The sequence below is a fragment of the Streptomyces sp. NPDC060049 genome (genome assembly GCF_042736715.1).
Lineage (GTDB): Bacteria > Actinomycetota > Actinomycetes > Streptomycetales > Streptomycetaceae > Streptomyces.
The window spans coordinates 252918-277897 of sequence record NZ_JBHWVV010000008.1 but is presented as its reverse complement, the minus strand read 5'-3'; the positions used below and the strand labels follow the sequence as shown (position 1 = coordinate 277897).

The window sequence follows — 24980 nt, the reverse complement described above, 5'->3', positions numbered from 1 at the left end:
TCAGTCGGGTCAGGAGACCTCGACGCCGAAGTCGCCGAGCAGGGGCTCCAGGCCGCCCGGGTACCCCTTGCCGCCGACGACGAAGTCCCAATCGCCGCTCGGACGGCGCCGGAACGAGCCCAGGACCAGGGCGGTCTCGCCGGCGCGGCCGTCGGAGACCTCCAGTCGGCCGAGCTCCTCGCCGCCCGGACCCAGGAGCCGGATCCGGGCGTCCGTGAAGCCCGCCAGGTCGGCGTGCGGATTGACCTCCGGGTCGATCGCGGCGACGAGGACCAGCCGGTCGGCGGGCTCCGGCAGGGCGTCGAAGGCGACCATCAGCGCGGCCTTGTCGGGCGCCGAGTGCGCGTGCGTCCGTACCGAACCGTCCGGGGTGCGGGGGTTGTTGAAGAAGACGAAGTGGTCCTCGCTCAGCACCCGGCCGCCCTCGCAGACCAGCGCGCACACGTCCAGCGCGACCGGTCCCGCCCAGGACATGCCGAGCACGTTCTGGTCGGCGGAGGGCTCCGGATCGGCCGTCCGCCGGGCCGCGACCGAGGCCGCCGGACCCCCGCCGAGGCGTCCGCGCAGTCCGTGCTGGTGCAGCAGGTCCACGAGTTCGCCCCCGGGAACCAACTCCAGCGGCTTGCCGTTGGCAAAGGTGTACGACCCCGGTCCGAACGTCGCGGTGGTGACCAGCACTCCCTTGTTCGCCCCCCGGTCCTGGACCGTGCCGTACAGGTCGCGGACGGCCGTCGGCGGCACCGTGTGCCGGTAGCGCTTGACCTGCACCACGATCCGCCCGCCCCGGATCGGGGCCGGGTCCAGCGCCTCGACGTCCACGCCGCCGTCGCCGGAGCGCTGCGTGGTCACCGCTTCCATGCCCATCGCCCGGAACAGCTCGGCCACCAGGTTCTCGAAGGCGATCGGGTCCATCGCGAACAGGTCCGGCTCCTCCTCGTCGCCGCCCGCGTGCCCGCCGTGGCTGACGACCGTGCCGACCTCCTGCGGGCGGCGCCCCGCCCGCACGGCCGTCAGCTGGTCGGGCCGCGCCGACAGCAGCCCGCGCAGGCCTTCGACCAGGCAGTCCACCGCGCTGACCTGCTCCAGCCGCAGCCCGGCGAAACTGCTGCGCGGCGCCGAGACCGTGGCGAGTACGAAGCGCGCCTCCTGCCCCGTCACCGGGTCGGGGCAGTCGACGAAGCCGTTCATCACGACCGAGTCCAGCACCCCGAACTCGTCCGCCGCGTACAGCTCGCGCGCCACCAGCAGCACGCACTGCGCCAGCAGGTCCCGGTACAGTGCCCGCCGCTCCGTGGCCGGGCGGGGCTTCACCTTGTCCTGGTCCGTGCTCGGCAGGTACTGGACCGACCTGGCTTCCGGCACCACCGCGTACGCGGGCAGCTCCCAGTCCAGCACCAACTGGCGCGCGGCGGGGTCGTACGCCGCCGCCACTTGTCTCGGCAGCGCCTCGGGCCATGCCGTCGAGGCGTAGAGGGCGGCCGAGAAGTACTCCACCACCGTCTCCGCGTCGCCGGCGCGCAACGCCGAGGTCAGCTCGGCGAGCCCGTTGTTGTGCGCCCGGACTCCGGCGAGCTGTTCGGCTGCCCACCGGTCGTACTGTTGCCGGTACGCCGCCAGTTGCTGCTGTCGCTGAGCCTCCGCGGCGTGCGCGGCCTGCCAGGCCTGCGTGTACCGGGTGTGAGCCTCTCGCTCTGCCTGGGCCCGCCCGCCCGAGCCGAGGGTCCAGCCGCTGCTCTGCTGCTGGAACTGCTCTATGCGCGGCATCGGTACGGGGTGCGCCAGGGTCCCGGGGTCGAACGGTTCCAGCTGCTCGGGCCGGACGAGGGCGGCCGTCCGGAACGCGGGTGCCCGGCACCCCGTGACCAACAGGCCCTGCAGGGCGGTGACCTCGGCGTCGATCTGCGCGGTCCGCCGCAGCGCCTCGGCCTCGCGGCGTTGCCGGTGGGCCGCTTGTTGCTCCCGCCGCCCCCGGGCCGCGTCGCGTTCGTAGGACCGCCGGCGGCGTTCCGCCTCGCGCTGCTGGATCAGCTGCGTCTGCTGCGTCCGGCGCTGGGCCTCGGCCCAGTCCCCGATCAATCCGCCCGACCGACGACTCATCAGCTCTGTGTCTCCCCGCGCCCAACCGACAGTGCCAAGAGGGAAAACACTAGTCGCCATTCGGGTGGTACGTCCCCCAGACGTACCACCCGAATGACCCCGTACCTCCTACAGCGCGGCCCCGGCCAGCGCCGTGACGGAGGCCGGCAGCGCGGTGCCCGAGCCGTCCCGGCGCGGGTCGACGGCGGGCAACTCGGCCGGGGTGCCGTTCGCCGCCGCCGCGCGGGCCGGCGAACCGCCCGCCCAGGCAAGGAGCAGCACGTCCTCGCCCTTCAGGAACCGCTGGCAGCGGACGCCGCCGGTGGCCCGGCCCTTGCGCGGGTACTGGTCGAACGGGGTGAGCTTCCCTGACTGCATCGAGTCGTCCAGGGTCCCGTGCGAGCCCGCCACCGTGAAGACCACGGCGTCGCGTGCCGGGTCGACGGCCGAGAAGTGGATCACCTTGGCGTTGTCGGAGAGCTTGATGCCGGCCATGCCGCCCGCCGGGCGGCCCTGCGGGCGCACCTGGTTCGCCGGGTAGCGCAGAAGCTGGGCGTCGTCGGTGATGAAGACCAGGTCCTCCTCGCCCGTGCGCAGCTCGACCGCGCCGATGATCCGGTCGCCGTCCTTGAGCGTGATGACCTCGAGCTCGTCCTTGTTGGCCGGGTAGTCCGGCACGACCCGCTTGACCACACCCTGTTCGGTGCCGAGCGCCAGGCCCTGCGAGGACTCGTCCAGCGAGGTCAGGCAGATCACCTTCTCGTCCGCCTCCAGGCCGGAGAGGAACTCCGATACCGGCGCCCCGCCCGCCAGGTTCGGCGCCGCGTGGGTGTCCGGCAGCTGCGGCAGGTCGATGACCGGCAGCCGCAGGAGCCGTCCGTACGACGTGACGACGCCGACCTCCGCCCGCGCGGTCGCCGCGACCTGCGAGACGATCAGGTCGTGCTTGGCGCGGGCGCCGCCCTCCGCCTCGGGCAGCGGTTCGCCGGTCACGGTGCGTGCCAGCAGGCCCGTCGAGGACAGCAGGACCAGGCACGGGTCGTCCGCGACCTCGAGCGGAACCGCGCCGACCGCCGTACCCGCCGACTCCAGCAGGACCGTACGCCGCTCCGTGCCGAACTTCTTCGAGACCGCTGCCAGTTCCGCCGAGACCAGCTTGCGCAGCTCGCTGTCGGAGTCCAGGATCCCGGTCAGCTCGTCGATCTCGCCGGTCAGACGGTCGCGCTCGGACTCCAGCTCGATGCGGTCGAAGCGGGTCAGTCGGCGCAGCGGCGTGTCCAGGATGTACTGCGTCTGGATCTCGCTCAGCGAGAAGCGCTCCATCAGGCGCTCCTTGGCCTGCGCGGAGTTGTCGCTGTCCCGGATGATCCGGATGACCTCGTCGATGTCGAGCAGCGCCACCAGCAGGCCCTCGACCAGGTGGAGCCGGTCGCGCCGCTTGCCCCGGCGGAACTCGCTGCGGCGGCGCACGACCTCGAAGCGGTGGTCGAGGTAGACCTCCAGCAGCTCCTTGAGGCCCAGCGTCAGCGGCTGCCCGTCGACCAGCGCGACGTTGTTGATGCCGAAGGTCTCCTCCATCGGCGTCAGCTTGTACAGCTGCTCCAGCACGGCCTCGGGGTGGAAGCCGTTCTTGATCTCGATGACCAGGCGCAGGCCGTGCGAGCGGTCGGTGAGGTCCTTGACGTCCGCGATGCCCTGGAGCTTCTTCGAGCCGACCAGGTCCTTGATCTTCGCGATGACCTTCTCGGGGCCGACCGTGAAGGGCAGTTCGGTGACGACCAGGCCCTTGCGGCGCGGGGTCACGTCCTCCAGCGTCACCGTGGCGCGGATCTTGAAGGTGCCGCGCCCGTTCTCGTAGGCGTCCTTGATGCCCGCGAGGCCCACGATCCGGCCGCCGGTGGGCAGGTCGGGACCCGGGACGAAGCGCATGAGCGCCTCCAGGTCCGCCTCCGGGTAGCGGATCAGGTGGCGCGCGGCGGCGATGACCTCGCCGAGGTTGTGCGGGGCCATGTTGGTGGCCATGCCCACCGCGATCCCGGACGCGCCGTTGACCAGCAGGTTCGGGTACGCCGCCGGCAGTACGACGGGTTCGCGCTCCTGGCCGTCGTAGTTCGCGGCGAAGTCGACGGTGTTCTCGTCGATCCCGTCCGTCATCAGCGACGCGGCGTCGGCCATCTTGGACTCGGTGTACCGCATGGCGGCCGGCGGGTCGTCGTTGCCGAGCGAGCCGAAGTTGCCGTGGCCGTCGACCAGCGGGAGCCGCATGGAGAAGGGCTGCGCCATGCGCACGAGGGCGTCGTAGATCGACGCGTCGCCGTGCGGGTGCAGCTTGCCCATGACCTCGCCGACGACGCGGGCGCACTTCACGTAGCCGCGGTCGGGGCGCAGGCCCATCTCGTTCATCTGGTAGACGATGCGCCGGTGCACCGGCTTCATGCCGTCGCGGGCGTCGGGCAGGGCGCGGGAGTAGATCACCGAGTACGCGTACTCGAGGAAGGAGCCCTGCATTTCGTCGACGACGTCGATGTCGAGGATCTTCTCCTCGAAATCCTCCGGCGGCGGGGTCTTCGTGCTGCGGCGGGCCATCGCTGCGCGGCTCCTTAACCAAGAATCGGGATGAGCTGAGCTCTCACGGGGTGGGGCTGGTGGTCGTACGCGGGTGGTGCTGGGGGTCCTGCGGGGGTGGTGCTGCGGCCTGGCCGGGTTTCGGACAGTGGGGTGACGCGGACCATTGTGGCCCGAGGCTCCGACAACGCCGACTCCGACCCAGGAGTGGGCCGGGAACTTCTCCGGTCGCCGACACGCTTGCATACAGTGGCAGGTCTGACAGGAATCTCTGCATCGCGATCGAAGGGACCACATGCCCATGGGTCACACGGCCACAGCTCAGGCCGGCTCCGGCGGCCTCACAGCAACCGAGCACCGGCTGGCCAACGGCCTGCGCGTGGTGCTGTCCGAGGACCACCTGACCCCGGTCGCCGCGGTCTGCCTCTGGTACGACGTCGGCTCGCGCCACGAAGTCAAGGGTCGCACCGGCCTGGCTCACCTCTTCGAGCACCTGATGTTCCAGGGCTCGAAGAACGTCTCCGGCAACGGGCACTTCGAGCTGGTCCAGGGAGCCGGCGGTTCCCTCAACGGCACCACCAGCTTCGAGCGCACCAACTACTTCGAGACGATGCCGACCCACCAGCTGGAGCTCGCGCTGTGGCTGGAAGCGGACCGGATGGGCTCGCTGCTGGCCGCCCTGGACGACGAGTCCATGGAGAACCAGCGCGACGTCGTCAAGAACGAGCGCCGCCAGCGCTACGACAACGTCCCCTACGGCACGGCCTTCGAGAAGCTCACGGCCCTGGCGTACCCCGAGGGCCACCCGTACCACCACACTCCGATCGGCTCCATGGCCGACCTGGACGCCGCGTCCCTGGAGGACGCGCGCGCCTTCTTCCGTACGTACTACGCGCCCAACAACGCGGTGCTGTCGGTCGTCGGCGACATCGACCCCGAGCGGACGCTCGCCTGGGTCGAGAAGTACTTCGGCACCATCCCCGGGCACGACGGCAAGCAGCCGCCGCGCGACGGCTCGCTGCCCGAGATCATGGGCGAGCAGCTGCGCGAGGAGATCGTCGAGGAGGTCCCGGCCCGCGCGCTGATGGCGGCCTACCGGCTCCCGCACGACGGCACCCGCGAGTGCGACGCCGCCGACGTGGCGCTGACCGTGCTGGGCAGCGGCGAGTCCTCCCGGCTGCACAACCGCCTGGTGCGGCGCGACCAGACCGCCGTCGCGGCGGGCTTCGGCATGCTGCGCCTGGCCGGCGCGCCGTCGCTGGGCTGGCTGGACGTGAAGACCTCCAGCGGCGTCGAGGTGCCCGCCATCGAGGCGGCCGTCGACGAGGAGCTCGCGCGGTTCGCCGCCGAGGGCCCGACGGCCGAGGAGATGGAGCGCGCCCAGGCCCAGCTGGAGCGCGAATGGCTGGACCGGCTGAGCACGGTGGCCGGCCGCGCCGACGAACTGTGCCGCTTCGCGGTGCTGTTCGGCGACCCGCAGCTGGCGCTGACCGCCGTCCAGCGCGTCCTCGACGTCACCGCCGAGGAAGTGCAGGCCGTGGCCGCGGCCCGACTGCGCCCGGACAACCGCGCGGTGCTCGTGTACGAGCCCGTCGCGGCCGACGAGAGCGCCCAGAGCGACGAGAACAGCGACGAGAACGAGGGGGCGGAGCAGTGAGCGACACCGCAGCCGTCACGATGACCTTCCACCCGCGCCCCGAGGCCGGCGAGCCGCAGCCGTGGGCCTTCCCGGCCCCCGAGCGCGGGGTACTGGGCAACGGCCTCACCCTGCTGCGCTGCCACCGCCCGGGCCAGCAGGTGGTGGCGGTCGAGATCAACCTCGCCGCCCCGCTGGACGCGGAGCCCGAGGGCCTCGACGGCGTGGCGACCATCATGTCCCGCGCCCTGTCCGAGGGCACCGACAAGCACTCCGCCGAGGAGTTCGCCGCCGAGCTGGAGCGCTGCGGCGCCACGCTCGACGCGCACGCCGACCACCCGGGCCTGCGGGTCTCCCTGGAGGTTCCGGCCTCCCGGCTGCACAAGGCGCTGGGCCTGATCGCCGAGGCGCTGCGCGCACCGGCCTTCGCCGACGCCGAGGTCGACCGTCTGGTGCGCAACCGGCTCGACGAGATCCCGCACGAGCTGGCCAACCCGCAGCGCCGCGCCGCCAAGGAGCTGTCCAAGGAGCTGTTCCCGGCTTCCCTGCGGATGTCCCGCCCGCGCCAGGGCACCGAGGAGACGGTCGCCCGCATCGACTCCGCGGCCGTACGCGCCTTCTACGAGGCCCACGTACGCCCCGCGACCGCCACCGCGGTGGTCGTCGGCGACCTTACCGGCATCGACCTCGACGCCGTCCTGGCCGACACCCTGGGCACCTGGACCGGAGACACCACCGCGCCGCGCCCCGTGCCGCCGATCACCGCCGACGACACGGGCCGCGTGGTCATCGTGGACCGGCCCGGCTCGGTCCAGACGCAGCTGCTGATCGGCCGCATCGGTCCGGACCGGCACGACCGGGTCTGGGCGCCCCAGGTGCTCGGCACGTACTGCCTGGGCGGCACCCTCACCTCCCGCCTGGACAAGGTGCTGCGCGAGGAGAAGGGGTACACGTACGGCGTGCGCGCCTTCGGCCAGGTGCTGCGCTCCACCGCCGACGGCAAGGGCGCCTCGATGCTCGCCATCAGCGGCTCGGTGGACACCCCGAACACCGGCCCGGCGCTGGACGACCTCTGGAAGGTGCTGCGCACCCTCGCGGAGGGCGGCCTGACCGACGCCGAACGGGACGTGGCCGTGCAGAACTTGGTGGGTGTGGCCCCGCTGAAGTTCGAGACGGCGGCCTCGGTCGCGGGCACGCTCGCCGACCAGGTCGAGCAGGAGCTCCCGGACGACTACCAGGCGCAGTTGTACGCGCGGCTGGCCGAGACCGGGACGGTGGAGGCCACTTCGGCGGTCGTGAGCGCCTTCCCGGTGAACCGCCTGGTCACGGTCCTGGTGGGCGACGCATCCCAGATCGAGGAGCCGGTACGGGCCCTCGGGATCGGTGACGTCACCGTCGTCACCAACTGACGGGCGACTCAGGGGACTCCGGCGGCTTGTCCGTCGGAGTCCTTTTTGTCTGGTTAGTCGCGTGGTTGCTTGTATGTGGTGTGGCGAACGCAACAAAAAGGCGTGTCTGTTTGGCGATTGACTGATGATCCGCCTAGCGTCGTCCCTGCTGTTCGTCAGTTGCACCCGCCGCGCCCGCGGCACCGGACAGCGATCGCCGAGTCCCCGTCAGGCGCGAGCCTGGGGAGCCGGGGACCCACATGTGTCCCTGGGGTGAATCGGACCGCCTCGCAAGAGGAGGCCCGTAGGAGACCTTCCTGCTCCGAACCCGTCAGCTAACCCGGTAGGCGAGAGGGAAGGAAAGGATCAGCCCCTTCATGGCGTTTGGCAGTCGTGTCGCCGGTAAGCACCGTGGTTCCAGCCGTATGAGCCGCAAGACCGCCGGCTACGCCGGCATAGCCGCCCTCGCCGCCACTGGCGTCGTCGGCTCCCTGGCCGGTCCCGCGTTCGCCGCGGACAACACACACTCCGCCGAGGACACCGGCCTGAACACCATCGTCGTGGCCGACGAACTCGCCGACGAGATCCAGGCCCAGGCCGACTCGCAGCAGCGCGCCGCGGAGGCCGCCGCCGTTAAGGCGCAGGCCGAGGCCGACGCCAAGCAGCGTGCCGCCGAAGCCAAGGCGAAGGCCGAAGCCCAGGCCAAGGCCGAGCGCGAGGCCGCCGAGCGCGTGGCCCGCGAGGAGGAGCGCAAGCGCCTCAACACCTTCGTGTCCCCGCTCTCGGACACCTACGTCAGCACGCAGTACCACGCGGGCGGCGGCATGTGGTCCTCCGGCAGCCACACCGGCATCGACTTCCACGCCTCCTCCGGCACCTCGGTGCACGCCGTGGGTCTGGGCACCGTGGTCGAGGCGGGCTGGGGCGGCGCGTACGGCAACAACGTCGTCATCAAGCACAACGACGGCACCTACACCCAGTACGGGCACATGTTGTCGCTGAACGTCTCCGTCGGCCAGCAGGTCACCCCGGGGCAGCAGATCGGCCTGTCGGGCAACTCCGGCAACTCCAGCGGCGCGCACCTGCACTTCGAGGCCCGTTCCGGCGCCGACTACGGCTCGGACATCGACCCGGTCGCGTACCTGCGGTCCCACGGCGTCGACGTCTGACGGGTACCGCACCCACCACGCTTCTTCCGAGAAGGCCCCGGCTCCCCGAGCCGGGGCCTTCTCGTTGTGTGAATGTTTCGGATTACCGGCCGTCCTCGGAAATTATCGTGTGTTGCAATAGAGTCGCAGCGCGCACAGTCATACGAAAATAGGCGGAGGTCCGGTCTTGCGTATTCCCGCGCACACGGTATGCACAGCAATTCGCGACGACATCGTCTCCGGGGTGTTCGGCCCCGGCAGCCGGCTGACCGAGGAGGTGCTGGCCCGCCGGTACGGCGTCTCGCGCGTCCCGGTGCGCGAGGCGCTGCGCACGCTGGAGTCCGAGGGGTTCGTGACCACCCGCCGGCACGCGGGCGCCTGCGTGGCCGAGCCGACGGAGCAGGAGGCCGTCGACCTCCTGGAAGTACGGATGCTGCTGGAGCCCCTCGCCGCCGCGCGGGCGGCCCGGCGGCGCACCGAAGCCCACCTCAAGGTGCTGCGCGGCCTGGTCAGGCTGGGCCAGGAGCGGGCCAGGAGGGGGCAGGGGGAGGATCTGCGCTCCCTGGGGGGCTGGTTCCACGAGACGCTCGCCCAGGCCTCCGCGAGCCCCGGGCTGATCGCGCTGCTCACCCAGACGCGGCACAAGGTGGCCTGGATGTACGTGGTGGAGGCCCCGGTCCGGCCCGCGGAGTCCTGGGCGGAGCACGGTGCGATCGTGGACGCCGTGGCCCGCGGGGACGCCGAGCGGGCCCGGGCGCTGACCGCGGTCCACGCGGACCGGGCGGCCGGGGCGCACCGCCTGCGCGTGAGGACTCTGCAACCTGCCGTAAACACGGTGAGCGGTCCGCTTTAACAATCGCCGTATACAACGGTGGGATATCCGCGCGGCATCACGTGATGGGGTGCCGGGTGATTCGCGCCGGACATTTCGATGTCGGGTGATTCGGCACCGACGATTCGGTGCCGCCCGACCGGATGTCGGGCGGCGAATTCCGGTCGATAACGGCCGGATGATTCGGCTGATTCTTTCGGTGGGCCGGCAATTCATTTCCGCGCGCCCGCCCGCAGTGGAATGCGGCGCGGCGCCCGGCCCGCAGCGGGACGCGGCGCGCGCATGACCGGCCGGCCCGGCGCTCCGAGGGCGGGGATCCGGCCGCGGTCCGAGAACCGGCGAAGCCGTTGCCCCCGGCCTCGGCCGGGGGCAACGGCTTCGCCGTGCGTGGTCCTGCGGGTCGAACCCGAAGGGTCAGACGGTCTCGGGGAGCTCCTCGAGACCCTCGGCGACCAGCTTCGCGAGGCGCTCCAGCGCGGCCTCGGCACCCTCGGCCTCGGACGCGAGGACGATCTCCTCGCCGCCCTGGGCGCCCAGGCCCAGAACCGCCAGCATGGAGGCGGCGTTGACGGGGTCGCCGCCCGCCTTCGCGATGGTCACCGGGACGCCGGAAGCGGTCGTCGCGCGGACGAAGATCGAGGCGGGACGAGCGTGCAGGCCCTCGGCCCACCCGACGTTGACGCGGCGCTCTGCCATGGTGATGCCCTTCAGGTTCTTACGGTTGTCTAGACCAGTCTCTCACGACGCCCGGAATGGTCGGACCGACCTTCGGCCCCGATCTGCCGCCGTTCGACCTACCCCAGCTTGCCCTGGTTCGCTCCGGCCTGCCCGATGCGCCGCGCCCGGGCCACTCGGCCCGTCCGAGCCTTAAGGTGGGCCCCATGACCACCGAGTCGGACCCCTCGTACCCGGACCACTGGGAAGCGGACGTCGTCCTGCGCGACGGCGGAACCGCCCGGATCCGGCCCATCACCACCGACGACGCGGGCCGGCTGGTCAGCTTCTACGAGCAGGTCTCGGACGAGTCCAAGTACTACCGCTTCTTCGCCCCCTACCCCCGGCTCTCCGACCGCGACGTCCACCGCTTCACGCACCACGACTACGTGGACCGGGTCGGCCTGGCCGCGACCATCGGCGGGGAGTTCATCGCCACCGTCCGCTTCGACCGGATCGACTCCGACGGCCGCCCGGCCACCGGGCCCTCCGACGAGGCGGAGGTCGCCTTCCTCGTCCAGGACGCCCACCAGGGCCGCGGCGTCGCCTCCGCCCTGCTCGAGCACATCGGCGCCGTGGCCCGCGAGCGCGGAATCCGCCGCTTCGCCGCCGAGGTGCTTCCCGCCAACACCAAGATGATCAAGGTGTTCACGGACGTCGGCTACCAGCAGAAGCGCAGCTTCGAGGACGGTTCCGTCCACCTCACCCTCGACCTCGAACCCACCGCCGAGTCACTCGCCGTCCAACGCGCCCGCGAACAGCGCGCCGAAGCCCGCTCCGTGCAGCGGCTGCTCGCCCCCGGATCGGTGGCGGTGATCGGAGTCAGCCGCTCCGGCGGGGGAGTGGGCGCGGCCGCCCTGCGCAACCTGCGCGACAGCGGCTTCCACGGCCACCTCTACGCCGTCAACGAAGCCCGCGCCCCCGGCATCGAGGGGGACCTGCTGGACGGCGTACGGGCCTACCGCGCCGTCGGCGACATCGGCGCCCCGGTCGACCTGGCGGTGATCGCGGTCCCCGCGGAGCGGGTCCCGCAGGCCGTGGCCGCCTGCGGTGAACACGGGGTGCAGGGACTGGTCGTGCTGTCCGCCGGATACGGCGAGAGCGGGACCGAGGGCCTGGACCGCCAGCGCGAACTGGTGCGCCAGGTGCGCTCGTACGGGATGCGCCTGATCGGGCCGAACGCCTTCGGAGTCATCAACACCGCGCCGGAGGTGGAGCTGAACGCCTCGCTCGCACCGGCGCCGGCCCCCGCGCGGGGACGGGTCGGCCTGTTCACCCAGTCCGGGGCGATCGGGATCGCACTGCTCTCCGGGCTGCTGCGGCGCGGGGAGGGGCTGTCCTCCTTCGTCTCGGCCGGGAACCGGGCGGACGTCTCGGGCAACGACATCCTCCAGTACTGGTACGACGACGAGGCGACCGACGTCGCGCTGATGTACCTGGAGACCCTGGGCAACCCGAGGAAGTTCACCCGGCTCGCCCGGCGCACGGCCGCCGTCAAGCCGGTGGTCGTCGCCAAGGGAGGCCGCCACACCCCCGCGGGACACCTCGTCCCCGGCACCCGCCTGCCCGACGCGACCGTCTCCGCGCTGCTGCGGCAGGCGGGCGTGATCAGGGTCGACACGGTGACGGAGCTCGTGGACGTCGGCCTGCTGCTGGCCTCGCAGCCGGTGCCCGCCGGCCCCCGGGTGGCGATCCTCGGCAACTCCGAGTCGCTCGGGGTGCTCACCTACGACGCCTGCCTGACGGAGGGACTGCGCCCGCTGGCGCCGCTGGACCTGACGACGGCGGCCTCGCCGGAGGACTTCCGCACGGCCGTGACCGCGGCGCTGGCCTCGCGGGACAACGACGCGGTGATCGTGACGGCGATCCCGTGGGTGAGCGAGCAGGCACTGGCCGATGACCTCGCCGACGCGCTGCGGCAGGCGGTGGCGGGTCATCCCGGCAAGCCCGTGGCCGTGGTCCACGTCGAGCTGGGCGCCCTCGCCGAAGCCCTCTCGGCCGCGACGGCCTCCTCGGCCCCCTCCCCGCCCGCGACGGCCCACCCGCCGTTCAGCCCGGAGCCCGCTTCCGGTGGGGCGCCGGGCGGGAGCCGACCCGCAACGGGCACCGCCACGCCACGGCCCGTCGCCGGCGACCCCGGCCCGGCTACGGGAGCGCCCCACCCGGACCCCGGCGCACCCGGCCCGTCCGAGCCGGCCGGCATCCCCGCCTACCCCGCCGCCGAGCGGGCCGTCAAAGCCGTCGCCGAAGCCGTGCGCTACGGGCAGTGGCGGCGGGCCAACGCCGTGGCCGGGCAAGTCCCCGAGTACGAGGACATCGACGAGAGCGGGGCCGCCGGGCAGCTCTCCCGCCTGCTGGCCGACGTGGCCGACCACGAAGTGCTGACCCTGACGGAGCCCGACGCGCGCGAGCTGCTGGCCCGGTACGCAATCCGCGTCCTGCCCACCCTCCCCGCTCCCAGCGCGGACGCCGCGGCACGCGCCGCCCGCGTCCTCGGATACCCGGTGGCACTCAAGACCACCGCCCCGCACCTGCGCCACCGCGCCGACCTCGGCGGCGTCCGCCTCGACCTCACCACCGAGGCCGAGCTGCGCCGCTCCTACGAGGAGCTCACCCACGCCCTCGGCAAACCGCAGGAGCTGCTCCCCGTCGTCCAGGCGATGGTGCCCCGGGGCGTCGACACCGTCGTCCGCTCCGTCATCGACCCCGCCGCCGGCGCCGTCCTGTCCTTCGGCCTGTCCGGTGTCGCCTCCGAGCTGCTCGGCGACACCGCCCACCGGCTCGTTCCGGCCACCGACCGGGACGCGGCGGGCCTGATCCGGTCCATCCGCACCGCCCCCCTGCTCTTCGGCTGGCGCGGCAGCGCCCCCGTCGACACCCCCGCCCTGGAGGAGCTGCTCCTGCGCCTCTCCCGCCTCGTCGACGACCACCCCGAGGTGGTCGGGGTGGTCCTGGAACCCGTCGTCGTCGCCACCGAGGGGCTCTCCGTGCTCAGCGCGGCCGTCCGCGTCGCGCACCCGCCCGCCCGCGGCGACCTCGGCCCCCGGACCCTGCCCAGCTACTGAGCCCCGCGGTCCCCGCCGGCTCCCGAGGTCCGGGGCGGCCGGGGTGCCCCGTACGGGCCTTAGGATGGACCTCATGGCGAAATCCGGTACGACGACCCAGGGGCTGCGCACGGCGATCGAGCGCAGCGGCTACTACCCGGCCCTCGTGGCCGAGGCCGTGGAGGCCGCGGTGGGCGGCGAGCCGATCTCGTCGTACCTGGTCCACCAGGAGACGACCTTCGACTCCAACGAGGTGCGCCGGCACGTCACCGTGCTGGTCCTGACCGGCAACCGCTTCATCGTCAGCCACACCGACGAGCAGGCCGCCGACGCGGGATCGCCCTCCCCGTACGCGACCACCTCCACCGAGTCGGTCAAACTGGCCGGCATCTCCTCCGTGGTGCTCAGCCGCGTCGTCGCCAATCCCGAGTCCTACACTCCGGGCACCCTGCCCCGCGAGGTCGTCCTGACCATCGGCTGGGGCGCGGTCTCGCGCATCGACCTGGAGCCCGCGGCCTGCGGCGACCCGAACTGCGACTCCGACCACGGGTACACCGGCAACTCCACCGCCGACGACCTCAGCCTGCGCGTGAGCGAGGCGGGGGACGGCCCGGAGGCGGTCCGCCAGACCCTCCTTTTCGCCCAGGCCCTCTCCGAGGCCACGGCGGCCACGTCTGCCGGCCCCGCCCGCTGATGGCGTACTCCACGGCGCCGAACTGGCAGGACGAGCCGGAGCTCCTGGACCTCGCCGGCGCCCCGGTACCGCAGTACGGCACCGGCTCGCTCGCCGACCTGCTGCCCACCCTCGTGGCCGGCCAGGGCGTACCCGGCTTCGAAGCCTCGATCACCGAGCTGACCCCGGCCGACCGCAACTGCGTCTTCCTGGTCGACGGCATGGGCTGGGAGCAGATCAAGGCCCACCCGGACGAGGCCCCGTACCTGACCTCCCTGCTCGGCAGCTCGCGCGGCGGCACCGGCCGCCCGATCACCGCGGGCTTCCCGGCGACGACGGCCACCTCGCTGGCTTCCGTCGGCACCGGCCTGCCGCCCGCGCGGCACGGCCTGCCCGGCTACACCGTGCGCAACCCGGCCACCGGCGAACTGATGAACCAGCTCCGCTGGCAGCCGTGGACCGCGCCCAAGCCCTGGCAGCCCTACCCGACGGTCTTCCAGCAGGCGGACGCGGCCGGGGTGGCCACCGCGCAGGTGTCCTCGCCCGCGTTCCAAACCACCCCGCTCACCAAGGTCGCGCTGAGCGGCGGCACCTTCCTCGGCCGGATGACCGGCGAGGAGCGCATGGACCTCGCGGCCGAGCGGCTCGCGGCCGGCGACCGCTCGCTCGTGTACACGTACTACAGCGAGCTCGACGGGGCCGGCCACCGGCACGGAGTCGACTCCGACGCCTGGCGCGGACAACTGATGTACGTCGACCGGCTCGTCCAGCGCCTCGCGGAGCAGCTGCCCCCCCGCACCGCGCTGTACGTGACCGCCGACCACGGCATGGTGGACATCCCCTTCGACGAGGACTCCCGGATCGACTACGACGAGGACTGGGAACTGGGCGCCGGCGTGGCCCTGCTGGGCGGTGAGGGCCGGGCCCGGCACGTGTACGCCGTACCGGGCGCCGAAACCGATGTCCTGACCGTGTGGCGCGAGGTCCTCGGCGACCGCTTCTGGATCGCGAGCCGCGAAGAAGCCCTGGAACTGGGCTGGTTCGGAGCTCCGGGGGAGTGCGACGAGCGGGTCCTCGGCCGGATCGGCGACGTCGTCGCGGCCGCGCAGGCCGATGTCGCGATCACCGCCTCCCGGGCCGAGCCCAACGAGTCGGCGCTCGCCGGAATGCACGGCTCCATGACCGCGGCCGAGCAGCTCGTCCCGCTGCTCGAGATCCGCTCCTGAACCGCCTCCCCCCATCCCCCAAGACTCGTCGAAAGGCCCTGTACTCCCCATGCCCGAGCTGGTGTTCTTCTCCGGAACGATGGACTGCGGAAAGAGCACTCTGGCTCTCCAGATCGCCCACAACCGCGACGCGCGGGGTCTTCAGGGTGTGATCTTCACCCGGGACGACCGGGCGGGGGAGGGCAAGCTGTCCTCCCGCCTCGGTCTGGTGACGGAGGCGGTGGAGGCGCCGGAGGGGATGGACCTGTACGCGTACCTGGTCGCGCAGCTTTCCCAGGGCGGCAAGGCGGACTACGTGATCGTGGACGAGGCGCAGTTCCTCGCGCCCGCACAGATCGACCAGTTGGCCCGCATCGTCGACGACCTCGGCCTGGACGTCTTCGCGTTCGGCATCACCACCGACTTCCGCACCAAGCTCTTCCCCGGTTCGCAGCGCCTGATCGAGCTGGCGGACCGCCTGGAGCAGCTCCAGGTCGAGGCTCTGTGCTGGTGCGGAGCGCGTGCCACGCACAACGCCCGTACGGTGGGCGGTGAGATGGTCGTCGAGGGCGCCCAGGTGGTGGTCGGTGACGTGAACCGCCCGGCCGGGGAGATCGGCTACGAGGTCCTCTGCCGCCGCCACCACCGCAAGCGGATGACGAGCGCCGCGGCCCACGCCGGAGCCCTCTCCCCGGACGTCCTCCCGGTCAACCACGCCTGACCCGCGCCGGACGGTCAGCTCCGCTGGAAGAACTCCACCTCCGCCAGGGCGATATGGCGGTCCGGGGCCGAGCCGGCCGGTGCGGCGAGGGTCAGACGGACGGTCGTCACGTCGCTGATGCCGGTGGGGAAGGTCTGCGGGCCGGGCTTGTCGCTCAGGGTGAGCTTCTTGCGGACCGTCCGGCCGTCCCGTGCCGTCACTTCCATGTCGATCTGCAGCGCCCGCCCCTGCTGCGCGTACTCCTCCGGTGACGACGAGGCGCCATTGGTGATGATGACGTCGACCAGGCGGAACGGTTTGGCGAAGGTGCAGGTCACCGAGGTGCCGGGGCCGGGCGCGCCCCAGTAGCGGTTGCTGAGCCCGTCCGTGGCGTGGCTCACCGGGTGTCCGGGCAGCTCGGCGCCGGCCTCCACGCGGGTCGGGGTCACAGCCTTGGCCCTGCCGAGTTTGTCCCGGGCGTCCTCGAGCAGGTGGCGTCCGGCCGGCAGCATCAGGAAGCCGGCCGCGCACAGGGCCAGCACCACGGTCAGGGTCACCAGGAAGCGCACCATCCGGCCCGAGCCCGCCCGTGTGCGGCGGCGGAACGGCCAGGTCGTGCGCCACCACGGCAGGGGAGCCGGTGCGGTGGTGGGTGTCAGCGGCGCCGCGCAGCGGCGACAGAAGCGGCGGTCGGGCGGGTTGGGCGCGCCGCAGGCGGGGCACGGCAGCCCGTCCGCGTCGTCGGTCCTCGCTGCGGGGCGTACGACCGGGCGCTGCGCCACGGCCTTCGCGGGCCGGACGGGCTGCGGCGGGGCGACCGGCGGGGCGACCGGGGGAGCGGCCGGCGGGGCGACCGGCGGGGCGGCCGGCGGGGCGGCCGCCTGATGAGCGGCTGCCTCCGGGGAGGCGGGAGGTGCGGCGGCGGGCGGTGCTTGCGGGGTGCTCCGCGCATCGCGCGTCCCGCGGGCGGACATGTCCTCCCCACCGGCCGGGCGGGCCCCCGGCGGCCGTCTCCGCGTGGCAGCGGGCTCCGGCGGGGACGGATCTGCGCCTGAGGGACCCGCGGGGTCGGGCTCCGCCTCGGCGGGTGGCCGGCCCACCGGCTCCGGGGTGCGGGGAGCAGCGCCCTGCGACCAGCCCAGGTAGGCGCCGCAGTTGCCGCAGAAGTCCTCCGTCACGCCGTTGGACGCCCCACACGCGGGACACGCACGCAACGCCGTCACCTCCCTTCACCTGCGGGCGGCCCGGAAAGGACCTCCACCCGACAGACCGTGTGGACGGGGCACAGGGTGCGGACGAGCGAACGCACCCGCTCCGCGTCCACCTCGTGCGCCTCCACCCCGCGGCGCGGCCACACCCGTACCAGGACCTCGTCGGGCGGGGGAGGAGGCGGCTCGGCACCGGCCGTACGGGACCAGGCGGCCCCGCCGTCCGCGCCGACCTCGGCGGACACGCCCAGCACCAGGCGCAGGGCCTCGATCAGACCGCGCCGCGTGCCGCGCCACCGGTGCAGTTCCACCGCGCGCGCCACCGCCTCGCGCCGCAGTTCGAGCGGCCACCGCGGGTCGTCGACGCCGCCGACCCACGAGGCCAGCCAGGACAGGAAGTCGGCCGGCGCCAGCCGCGGATCGAAGTAGGCGGGCAGGTTGTCGAGGGTCGTGAACACCGGCGCCAGGACCGTGTCCAGCCCCGCCGTGAACCGCTGGGCGAAGTCGTCGTCGGCGTACAGCGCGGGCAGCTGCTCGCCGATCGGGTGCCGGCTGGGCAGGCCGGGGACGGCGGCCCGGCTCATCCGCGCACCTGCGGCTCCGGCGCCGTCACGACCACCTGGTGCTGGTAGGAGAAGACCAGCGCGCCGGAGCCGATGTCGATCCGGTCGACCGGGGAGCCGCGTCGCCCCGTGATCGGGTCGGCGGCGAACAGCCGGATCTCCTCCACCAGCACGTCCCCGACGGCCCGTTGCAGCACGCCGAACACCTCGCCGTACTGCACGGGCCGCCCGAACGGCCAGCCGGCGCCGTCGGGCCCGCCGTGCAACGGGTCGAGGTGCCGGAACAGCGCGGCGAGCGCCGCATCGCGCACCAGGTCGGTGTCCTCCGCGCGGGCCGACAGCCGGGCGACCACGGTGACGCCCTGGTAGACGGGCGGCTCCACGACGAGCCGCGTGCCGATCAGGCGCCGTTCGTCGAGGGCCTCGGTGATCGTGGTGAGCACCTGGTCGGAGGGGATCAACTGCTCGAAGCGGAGCCGGTCGCCCTCGTCGGCCACGGCGTCCGGCACCACCAGGACCCGTACCGCGCCCGCGCCGCCCCCGCCGTCCGCGGCGGGCAGGCAGCGGACCCGGCGCACCGAGGGAGCCGCCTGGCGGGCGATGGTCTCGTAGTCCTCGGCTGTCACGGCGCGCTCCTGCATGCGCAGCGCCTGCGGCGCCCGCAGCTTGGCGTTGCCGATCGTCTCCCCGGCGACACCGCCGCGCGCCGCCTCCCGGTTGGCGACCCGGGCGACGTACGGGACGGAGCTGCGCAGTACGGAGATCGCGCCGCGGGAGACGTTGCCCGCCGGGCCGCCCCCGGTGCGGTAGCGGGCCACGCGGACCTGGGCGCCCTTGGGCGGTACGGCCCCGCAGGGGCGCAGGGTGCCGTCGGGCTCGCGCAGCACCGGCGGGAACGTGAACTCGCCGGTGCTCGCGTCCACGCGCACGTGCCGGTCGCCGGGCCCCGAGCGGCCGAAGTGCTCCACCACGTCCCAGCGCTGCCATCCCCCGGGGGAGGACACCTCCACCACCGGGGGTTCCCCGTCGAGCAGCACGGGTGGGCGGCCGAGCCGGAAGGTCTGCCCCGCCACTCCCTCCGACGCGCCGAGCGGTACGTCGCTCACCCTCTCGGCGTGCTCCACGGTCATCGTGCCGCCGACGGTGAAGACGGCGGCCTCGCGCACGGTCGGGGAATCGGAGTAGAACGGCTGGCCGGGCTCCGCCTCGGTGACCCGGCAGCGCAGCCAGCCCGCGCGGGTCCCGCCGATCAGCGACGCGGCGTGCCCGGCCGGTACGTACACGATGACCTCACCGGGCCGGTTCAGACCGCCGGTGCTGTCGGAGGCGGTCTCGCAGCGCTGCCACCGGCCGCCGTCCCACGCCTCCCACACCAGCGGGGGCTGGCGGGGGTCGACGCCCACGCCCTCGACGCGGCTGTCCAAGCGGACCGCGACCACGCAGCGCGGCGCCGCGGTCGGCAGGCCGAACAGCAGTGCGTCGCCGGGCTCGGGAGTCGTCTGGAAGCACGGTACGTCGCGGCCCTCGGCGAGGGCGCCGGTCCGGTCGGTCAGCTCACCGGTCCGGGGCGCGGTGACCAGCCGCGTCAACTCGCTCGGCACGATGCGCAGATCGTCGGTGGTGGCGAACACCACGGCGTCCTCGCTCTCGCCGGCCGCGGTCGTCACCTCGATGCCCGCGGGCAGCGTCACCGTGTCGGGCTGGGGCGCCGACAGCCAGAAGTCGACGTCGGCGGCGGCGGCCGAGGGCGGGTACAGCTGGATGCCCAACAGGTCGAGGAACGCCAGGTAGTTCTTGTCCGGGACCCGGTTCAGTCGGTACAGCAGCTGGTCCACGAGGTAGGCGAACGTCTCGATCAGGGTGACGCCCGGGTCGGACACGTTGTGGTCGGTCCACTCCGGGGCTCGCTGCTGCACGTACCGCTTCGCCTCGTCGACGAGCTGCTGGAACCGTCGGTCGTCCAGGTTGGGGGAGGGCAGGGCCATCAGTCCGCGACCATTTCCTCGGCCCCCTCCTCGGAGGGGATCGTGTAGAAGGGGAAGACCAGGTTGCGCCGGTCGTTGGTGGTGCGCACCGTGTAGTGCACATCGATGTAGAGGGTGCCCGCGTCCACGGAGTCGAAGGCCACGACGACCTCGTCCACCGCGATCCGGGGCTCCCACCGCTCCAGCGCCTCGCGCACCTGCTGGGCGACCCGCCCGGCGGTGTCGCCGTCGCCGGGGGCGAAGACGTACTCGTGGATGCCGCAGCCGAACTCGGGCCGCATCGGCCGTTCGCCGGGCGCGGTGCCCAGTACCAGCCGGATGGCCTCCTCCAGCTCCCGCTCCCGCTCGACCATGGCGATCCCGCCGGTCGGCCCGACCCGCAGGGGGAACGCCCAGCCGCGCCCGATGAACCGCTCGCTCATCACACACCCCCGATCAGGACGTTCGGGGCGCCGGTCAGGACCATCGCGCCGCAGGTGGTCTGGTCGCGCGCCCGCGCGGCGGGCAGCCCGCCGACGAGTACCGTGCCCGCGGCGAGCCCGGCCGGGTTGGGCACGATCACGTTGGCCGGTCCCAGCGCCGCGTGCGGCGGGACGGGGCAGACGTGCAGGCTGCCCACGACGGCGGCGGGCAGGCCGCCGATCAGCACCGTCGCCACCGCCGCGGCGGCGCCGGGCGGCGGCGTGGCGAGCCGGCCACCGTGGTTGGTGGGGTCGCCGGTACGGGCTGCGGCTGGCATCGGGTGCTCCTGGGGGAAGACGGTGGTGGTGCAAGGGCAAGTGACATGGAGGGGCTCTTAGTTAATCCTGATGAGTCGGGCCTTGAGGACGGCGAGCAGGCCGCCGTTGACGGTGACCTCCGAGGTTCCGGAGACCCGCACCGACCGGCCGCCGATGCTGACCCCGGCGGCGGCGTCGATGTCCACCTGACGGCCGGACACCTTCACGGTGCCCTGCCCGGCGTCCAGCGTGATGCCCTTCGCGTCCAGGAGGACGGAGGTCAGCGGACGGTTCCGCCCCCCGCGCACGGTGAGCTCGATCCGGTCCCGGCGGTCGTCCATCCGTACTTCCAGCCGCTCGTCCCCGGTCACCAGCCGCAGCCCGGAGGGGCCCGGCGCCGCCGCGTCCAGCAGCTCCACGCGGTGGCCGGAACGCGACACCACCGAACGGCGGTTGACCTTGCCGCTGGTCTTGTCGATCAGCGGTACGTCGTGCGGTGAGGGCTGGTCCACGCCGTTGTAGAGCCCGCCGATGACGTACGGACTGTCGAGCAGTCCCTGCTCGAACCCGACCAGCACCTCGTCGTTGACCTCGGGGCTCACCACGCCGCCGCCCCCCTTGCCGCCCCATTGGACGGTGCGCACCCAGTCGGTGACGTAGGAGTCGTCGAGCCAGGGGAACTTCAGGCGTACCGCGCCGCGTTGGGAGCCGTTCGGCTCGCGTACGTCCGTCACCACGCCGATCGCCAGACCGGGGATGCGCGGGCCGCGTCCCGGCGCGTTGGCGCCGGTCACCAGGCCGGTCAGGGAGCGGTCCGGGCTGGCGCTGACCCACACGGTGGTGCGGTACCCGCCGTGCGGCTCCAGGACGTGCTGCACGGCCGTGGCCGTGTACCGGCCGGAGAACGCCTGCCCCACGTTGCCGAGCGCCACCGGCTTGCCCGCCCGCAGTAGCGGGTTCCCCTCGGCCACCGCCTCCAGCTCGCCGAAACCGGCGCTGGTCCGGGCCGCCGCCGCCGCCGCGACCGCCGTCGTCTCGGCCTGCGTACGGTACGGAGTGTCCGTGACGGCCACGGCGGACTTTCCGAACCGGGCCGCGAACCGGGGGCTGAGACCCGGCACCACCGTGTCGCTGACCACGGAAGGCTGCTCGGCGACCAGCGGCCGCTTGGTGGCCACGTCCCAGCCGCGCACCTGCACCGTCGAGGCGCCGTCGGCGGCCGACAGCGAGGCCCGCAGCGCCAGCAGGTTCCGCCCGTACTCCAGGACCATCGGGTCGCGCGTGGCCGACGTGGACGGGGCGGGTGCCCCGGAGGCCTTCACGGGCATGGTGAACTGGAGCAACCCCTTGTCGTCGACGCGCACCTGCGCGCCGCTCTCGCCCGCGAGGAACTGCAGGAAGTCCCAGTCGGAGACGTTCGCCTGGGACAGCTGCTGGTACGTCACCGGCGCGGCCTCCACCTTCCCGACGGTCAGTCCGGCGCCGGCGGCCACCTTGCGGACGATGGCGGCGGCCGTCATGTTCCGGTACGCCACGACCCTGCGGCCGCGCTGGAGGCGGTGCGCCTTGGAGTAGGCGCGCACGACGGTGAACGAGCCGGTGCGGTCCCGGTCGATCTCCAGGGCCGTGACCTCGCCGTTGAACAGCCGCTCCCGCCCCTGCCCCTTCACGGTCATCACCGACACCCGCAGGGGGCTGCCGATGGTGACGCCGGTGGCGCGCAGGAACTCGTGGTCGGGGTCGCGGTAGGTGAGTACCGCGGTGTCCGGCAGGCCCACGTTCTCGTCCACCACACAGCTCACCAATTGGGCCGCCCAGATCTGCGGCAGTTCGCCGGGCGCCTCCACGATCGGGTCGGCCGCGAACGACCGGCCCCCGGATTCGGACGGGCTCACCGCTGCTCCTCCTCGCCGTCGCCGTATTGGTGTTCCTGCAGGGCCGGCACCACGAGTTCGCTGCCGGGGACGAGCGCCATGGGGTCGTCGATGCCGTTGCTCTCCGCGATGGCCCGCCAGGCCGTCGCGTCGCCGTACTCGCGCCAGGCCAGCATCGCCAGGCTGTCGCCCGCCACCACGATGTGCGTGCTCCGGGCGGTGCGTGCGCCGGAGGTCGGGTTCTGGCCGGCCGGATCGACGCTCGCCTCCTCGATGGACAGTGAGCAGGTGGCCCGCAACGGCTTGCCGTCCACGTCGAAGAGCGTGTACGACACCGACAGGTTCGACAGGACCCCGTCGAACGACGTCGTCCGCGCGCTGCCCCACTCGAAGCGCACCCAGGGGCTCGCCGGCTTCTTGCGGCCGAGGCTGGCCGGGGTCGGCACGCACGCCTTCATCAGCTTCTCCACTGCCTGCTCCACCGAGTTGTCGTGGGTGGCGGTGGCGTCCAGGAACACGTCCAGGCTCAGGGTGCGGGGACCGCTGCCCACGAACTCGGGCAGCGCCGACTGCCCCGCCATCCGGGACGGGGAACGCCGCCACTCGGTGGTCTTGCCCAGTTGCAGGGTCGACGGGTTGAACTGGAGATCGAGCTTGGCGATAGTCCCGCCGGGCCTGGCCCCCACCGAGGCGGGGGGCTCCTTGAGGGTGAGCTGGGCCCTGGCGCGGCTGGCGCGCGCGGATGAGGCCATGCTGTGGACTCCCTTCCGGAGCGGGGGACGACGAAGAGGACGAACAGGGGGGTGCCGGGCGGTCAGGAGGGCAGCAGCCCCGCGTGGGCGATCTCCAAGGTCTCCACCGCCGCCGCGGAGTTGGCGGGGTCGAAGGACGGTCCCTGCCAGCGGACCGGCACGATCCCGAACACCTGCCAGCTGATGATCCGGCTCAGGTCGGGCCGCAGGGCCACGATCTCGCCGTCTTTGGGCTCGACCCGCCGCAGCGTCTCGTCCAGCCAGCGGCCGATCTTCGCGGTGTCGGCGGTGACGGGCCGGGAGAGGGTGATGTTCGACCAGCTCACGCGGCCCGGCAGCTGCCAGGTGAAGCCGTTGTTGCCGCCCTCGGCGTAGCTCTCCATCTCGACTTCGGCGCCCATGCCGGAGCAGGTGTGGAAGGCGCCAAGGTCGTTGCCGCCGATCGCCAGCCGGAAGAACACGCTGGTCGCGAAGATGTTGTCCGTCATCGGTCCGTCGTCCGTTTCTCGTAAGTCCGTGTGCTGGGCGTGCTGGGCGTTCTCGGCGTGCTCAGCGGCGCCCGTCGAAGGGCCTGCCCGCGCGTTCCCGGCCGCGCCGCAACTCGGTGCGCAGCAGGCGGGCGACCGGATCGAGCAGACGGCGTGCCAGATCGTCCAGGTCGAGGTCGCCGCCCTGCTGCTGCGGCACCGCCTCGCGCGAACGCTCGTGCCGGCCGGCCGCCGTGGTGCCCGGGCCCGTGCGCGTGCCGGGGCCCGTGCCCGTGCCCGTGGCCGGGCGTCCGCCGCGTGTCGGCGGCGCGGCGGCCCGGACACTGCCCGGACCGGGGACGCCCCGGCTGCCACCGGTGTCGCGCTGCACCGGCGGCGTGCTCGCCGGTGCGGTGGTGCCCGTCGCCGCTGGGGAAACGGCGGGGGCCGAGGGTCCGGGCCGCACCACGGGCACGGGCACGGGCCGCGCCGCCGACGCGGCCGCCACGGACGGCTGGACCACCAGCGGCGGCGCGTGCACGCCGGTCACGGGCAAGGACGCGGCTGCGACCGGCGAGGGCGCCGGGCGCACGGTGTGCGCAGGACGCGGCGAGCGTCCCGGGGAGACGGAGCCGGAGGTACGCGCCGGTGTCGGCGCGGCCGTTCCTCGCGGCCCGTCGGAGGCTCGGTCGACCTGCCGCGGTGCGGTGGACGAGCCGGGCCAGCGTGCCGCGACCACGGGACGGCTTGCCGGGCGGGGAGCGGGGGCGGCCGCGCTTCCCATGTCACGGGTGCCGAGGGGCAGGGGGCGTGCGGCCAGGAGTTGGAGGGTGCGGGGCGCGAAGGGCGCAGCCGGGGTGGCGCGCTCGTGGTGCGGGGTTGCGCTCCGGTCCGTGACGGGTCGGGCGACGACGAGCGGGGGCGGGCCGGCGACGCGGGCCGGCGACGGCCTGTCGGTGCGTCGGGGCCTGGTGGGCGTGCCGGGCCTGGCCGGTGACGGAGCGGTGCTCATCGGGGTCGGGAGGTCCGGCGAGGTGGCGGTGGTCCGCCGGCCGAGCGGGGGAGCACCGGCCGCGCCGCCGGGGCCGGAGGCCGCGGAGGCCGCAATGGGTTCGCTGTTACGGCGGCCGCCGGGCCCGGAGGCCGCGGAGGGTTCGCCTGTCCGGCGCTGCGTGTCGCGCGCGCCCAGCAGGGGTGCGTGGACGGACGGTCCCTGGGGTCGCGCGGCGTCCGTGGGCGCGAGGGCGCGCCGGACGCCGGCGGGGGAGGCGGGCCGTGCCGATCGGGACGAGGGGGACGTGGGGACGGCGGCGCTCGGCGGCAGTGCGGGCAGGGGCGCCCCCAGGCCGGTGCGGACCCGTGGCGTGGAGTGTCCCGGGGCCGGCCGGTCTGCTCCGGGTTCTGCCTGGCGCTGGACCGTGGGCATCGCGG

Annotated in this window: 19 protein-coding genes, 1 pseudogene and 1 riboswitch; of the genes and pseudogenes, 8 read left to right on the top strand and 12 right to left on the bottom strand. The window is 73.3% G+C overall.

Annotated features, from left to right (window positions below):
- Positions 1–9: 9 nt before the first annotated feature.
- Together ACFWBY_RS17605 and ACFWBY_RS17600 are read right to left on the bottom strand one after the other, a co-directional pair.
- Entirely contained in the window at positions 10–2097 is a 2088-nt protein-coding gene (locus ACFWBY_RS17605) for a restriction endonuclease (RefSeq protein ID WP_385342099.1), read from the bottom strand.
- A gap of 108 nt (positions 2098–2205) precedes the next feature.
- A complete protein-coding gene (locus ACFWBY_RS17600) occupies positions 2206–4662 on the bottom strand; it encodes a DNA topoisomerase (ATP-hydrolyzing) subunit A (RefSeq protein WP_385342097.1) in 2457 nt (818 codons plus the stop codon).
- 280 nt (positions 4663–4942) lie between these two features.
- Between ACFWBY_RS17600 and ACFWBY_RS17595 the strand changes: the two genes are divergently transcribed.
- From ACFWBY_RS17595 to ACFWBY_RS17580, 4 genes are all read left to right on the top strand, one after another.
- Positions 4943–6298: a M16 family metallopeptidase gene (locus ACFWBY_RS17595; protein ID WP_385342095.1), complete on the top strand. Its 1356-nt coding sequence runs from the start codon at positions 4943–4945 to the stop codon at positions 6296–6298.
- Between the two features lie 20 nt (positions 6299–6318).
- The gene (locus ACFWBY_RS17590; protein WP_385342129.1) at positions 6319–7686 is read left to right on the top strand and encodes a M16 family metallopeptidase; all 1368 of its coding nucleotides are present in this window, start codon (positions 6319–6321) and stop codon (positions 7684–7686) included.
- Between the two features lie 184 nt (positions 7687–7870).
- Positions 7871–8030: riboswitch (cyclic di-AMP (ydaO/yuaA leader) on the top strand.
- A 12-nt stretch (positions 8031–8042) separates the two neighbouring features.
- Positions 8043–8834, top strand: coding sequence for a M23 family metallopeptidase (locus tag ACFWBY_RS17585; RefSeq protein ID WP_385342093.1), 792 nt, complete (start codon positions 8043–8045; stop codon positions 8832–8834).
- Between the two features lie 166 nt (positions 8835–9000).
- The gene (locus ACFWBY_RS17580; RefSeq protein WP_385342091.1) at positions 9001–9666 is read left to right on the top strand and encodes a GntR family transcriptional regulator; all 666 of its coding nucleotides are present in this window, start codon (positions 9001–9003) and stop codon (positions 9664–9666) included.
- Positions 9667–10059: 393 nt separating this feature from the next.
- Here ACFWBY_RS17580 and ACFWBY_RS17575 read toward each other — a convergent pair whose 3' ends face one another.
- Positions 10060–10341, bottom strand: a complete 282-nt coding sequence (locus ACFWBY_RS17575; protein ID WP_214953200.1) for an HPr family phosphocarrier protein — start codon at positions 10339–10341, stop codon at positions 10060–10062.
- A 185-nt stretch (positions 10342–10526) separates the two neighbouring features.
- Here ACFWBY_RS17575 and ACFWBY_RS17570 point away from each other — a divergent pair, with 185 nt between their 5' ends.
- The 4 genes from ACFWBY_RS17570 (at position 10527) to ACFWBY_RS17555 (ending at position 16002) form a co-directional block, all read left to right on the top strand.
- Positions 10527–13424, top strand: coding sequence for a GNAT family N-acetyltransferase (locus ACFWBY_RS17570; RefSeq protein WP_385345009.1), 2898 nt, complete (start codon positions 10527–10529; stop codon positions 13422–13424).
- 73 nt (positions 13425–13497) lie between these two features.
- Entirely contained in the window at positions 13498–14097 is a 600-nt protein-coding gene (locus ACFWBY_RS17565) for a DUF5998 family protein (RefSeq protein WP_385345007.1), read from the top strand.
- Positions 14097–15302 carry an alkaline phosphatase family protein gene (locus ACFWBY_RS17560; RefSeq protein WP_385345004.1) on the top strand — a complete coding sequence of 402 codons (1206 nt, stop codon included), beginning with the start codon at positions 14097–14099 and terminating at the stop codon, positions 15300–15302. The genes ACFWBY_RS17565 and ACFWBY_RS17560 overlap by 1 nt, the downstream gene beginning before the upstream one ends.
- Before the next feature lie 49 nt (positions 15303–15351).
- Entirely contained in the window at positions 15352–16002 is a 651-nt protein-coding gene (locus tag ACFWBY_RS17555) for a thymidine kinase (protein WP_385345001.1), read from the top strand.
- A gap of 14 nt (positions 16003–16016) precedes the next feature.
- On the opposite strand, the gene ACFWBY_RS17550 is transcribed toward ACFWBY_RS17555, so the two are convergent.
- The 9 genes and pseudogenes from ACFWBY_RS17550 to ACFWBY_RS17510 all read right to left on the bottom strand — a co-directional run.
- The gene (locus tag ACFWBY_RS17550; protein ID WP_385409671.1) at positions 16017–16955 is read right to left on the bottom strand and encodes a zinc ribbon domain-containing protein; all 939 of its coding nucleotides are present in this window, start codon (positions 16953–16955) and stop codon (positions 16017–16019) included.
- 245 nt (positions 16956–17200) lie between these two features.
- Entirely contained in the window at positions 17201–17773 is a 573-nt protein-coding gene (locus ACFWBY_RS17545) for a phage tail protein (RefSeq protein WP_385342133.1), read from the bottom strand.
- A complete protein-coding gene (locus ACFWBY_RS17540; protein WP_385342135.1) occupies positions 17770–19737 on the bottom strand; it encodes a putative baseplate assembly protein in 1968 nt (655 codons plus the stop codon). The genes ACFWBY_RS17545 and ACFWBY_RS17540 overlap by 4 nt, the downstream gene beginning before the upstream one ends.
- Positions 19737–20159, bottom strand: a complete 423-nt coding sequence (locus tag ACFWBY_RS17535; protein ID WP_326587580.1) for a GPW/gp25 family protein — start codon at positions 20157–20159, stop codon at positions 19737–19739. The genes ACFWBY_RS17540 and ACFWBY_RS17535 overlap by 1 nt, the downstream gene beginning before the upstream one ends.
- Positions 20159–20476 carry a PAAR domain-containing protein gene (locus ACFWBY_RS17530; protein ID WP_385342137.1) on the bottom strand — a complete coding sequence of 106 codons (318 nt, stop codon included), beginning with the start codon at positions 20474–20476 and terminating at the stop codon, positions 20159–20161. The genes ACFWBY_RS17535 and ACFWBY_RS17530 overlap by 1 nt, the downstream gene beginning before the upstream one ends.
- A 57-nt stretch (positions 20477–20533) precedes the next feature.
- On the bottom strand, positions 20534–22351 hold the full coding sequence (locus ACFWBY_RS17525) for a VgrG-related protein (protein WP_385342139.1): 1818 nt from the start codon (positions 22349–22351) through the stop codon (positions 20534–20536).
- Positions 22348–23082: a LysM peptidoglycan-binding domain-containing protein gene (locus ACFWBY_RS17520; protein ID WP_385342141.1), complete on the bottom strand. Its 735-nt coding sequence runs from the start codon at positions 23080–23082 to the stop codon at positions 22348–22350. Before ACFWBY_RS17520 ends, ACFWBY_RS17525 begins: the two co-directional genes overlap by 4 nt.
- 62 nt (positions 23083–23144) lie before the next feature.
- Complete coding sequence (locus tag ACFWBY_RS17515) at positions 23145–23570, bottom strand: phage tail protein (protein WP_385342143.1); 426 nt, start codon at positions 23568–23570, stop codon at positions 23145–23147.
- 61 nt (positions 23571–23631) lie between these two features.
- Positions 23632–24980, bottom strand: a pseudogene (locus ACFWBY_RS17510) (hypothetical protein); the annotation flags it as partial.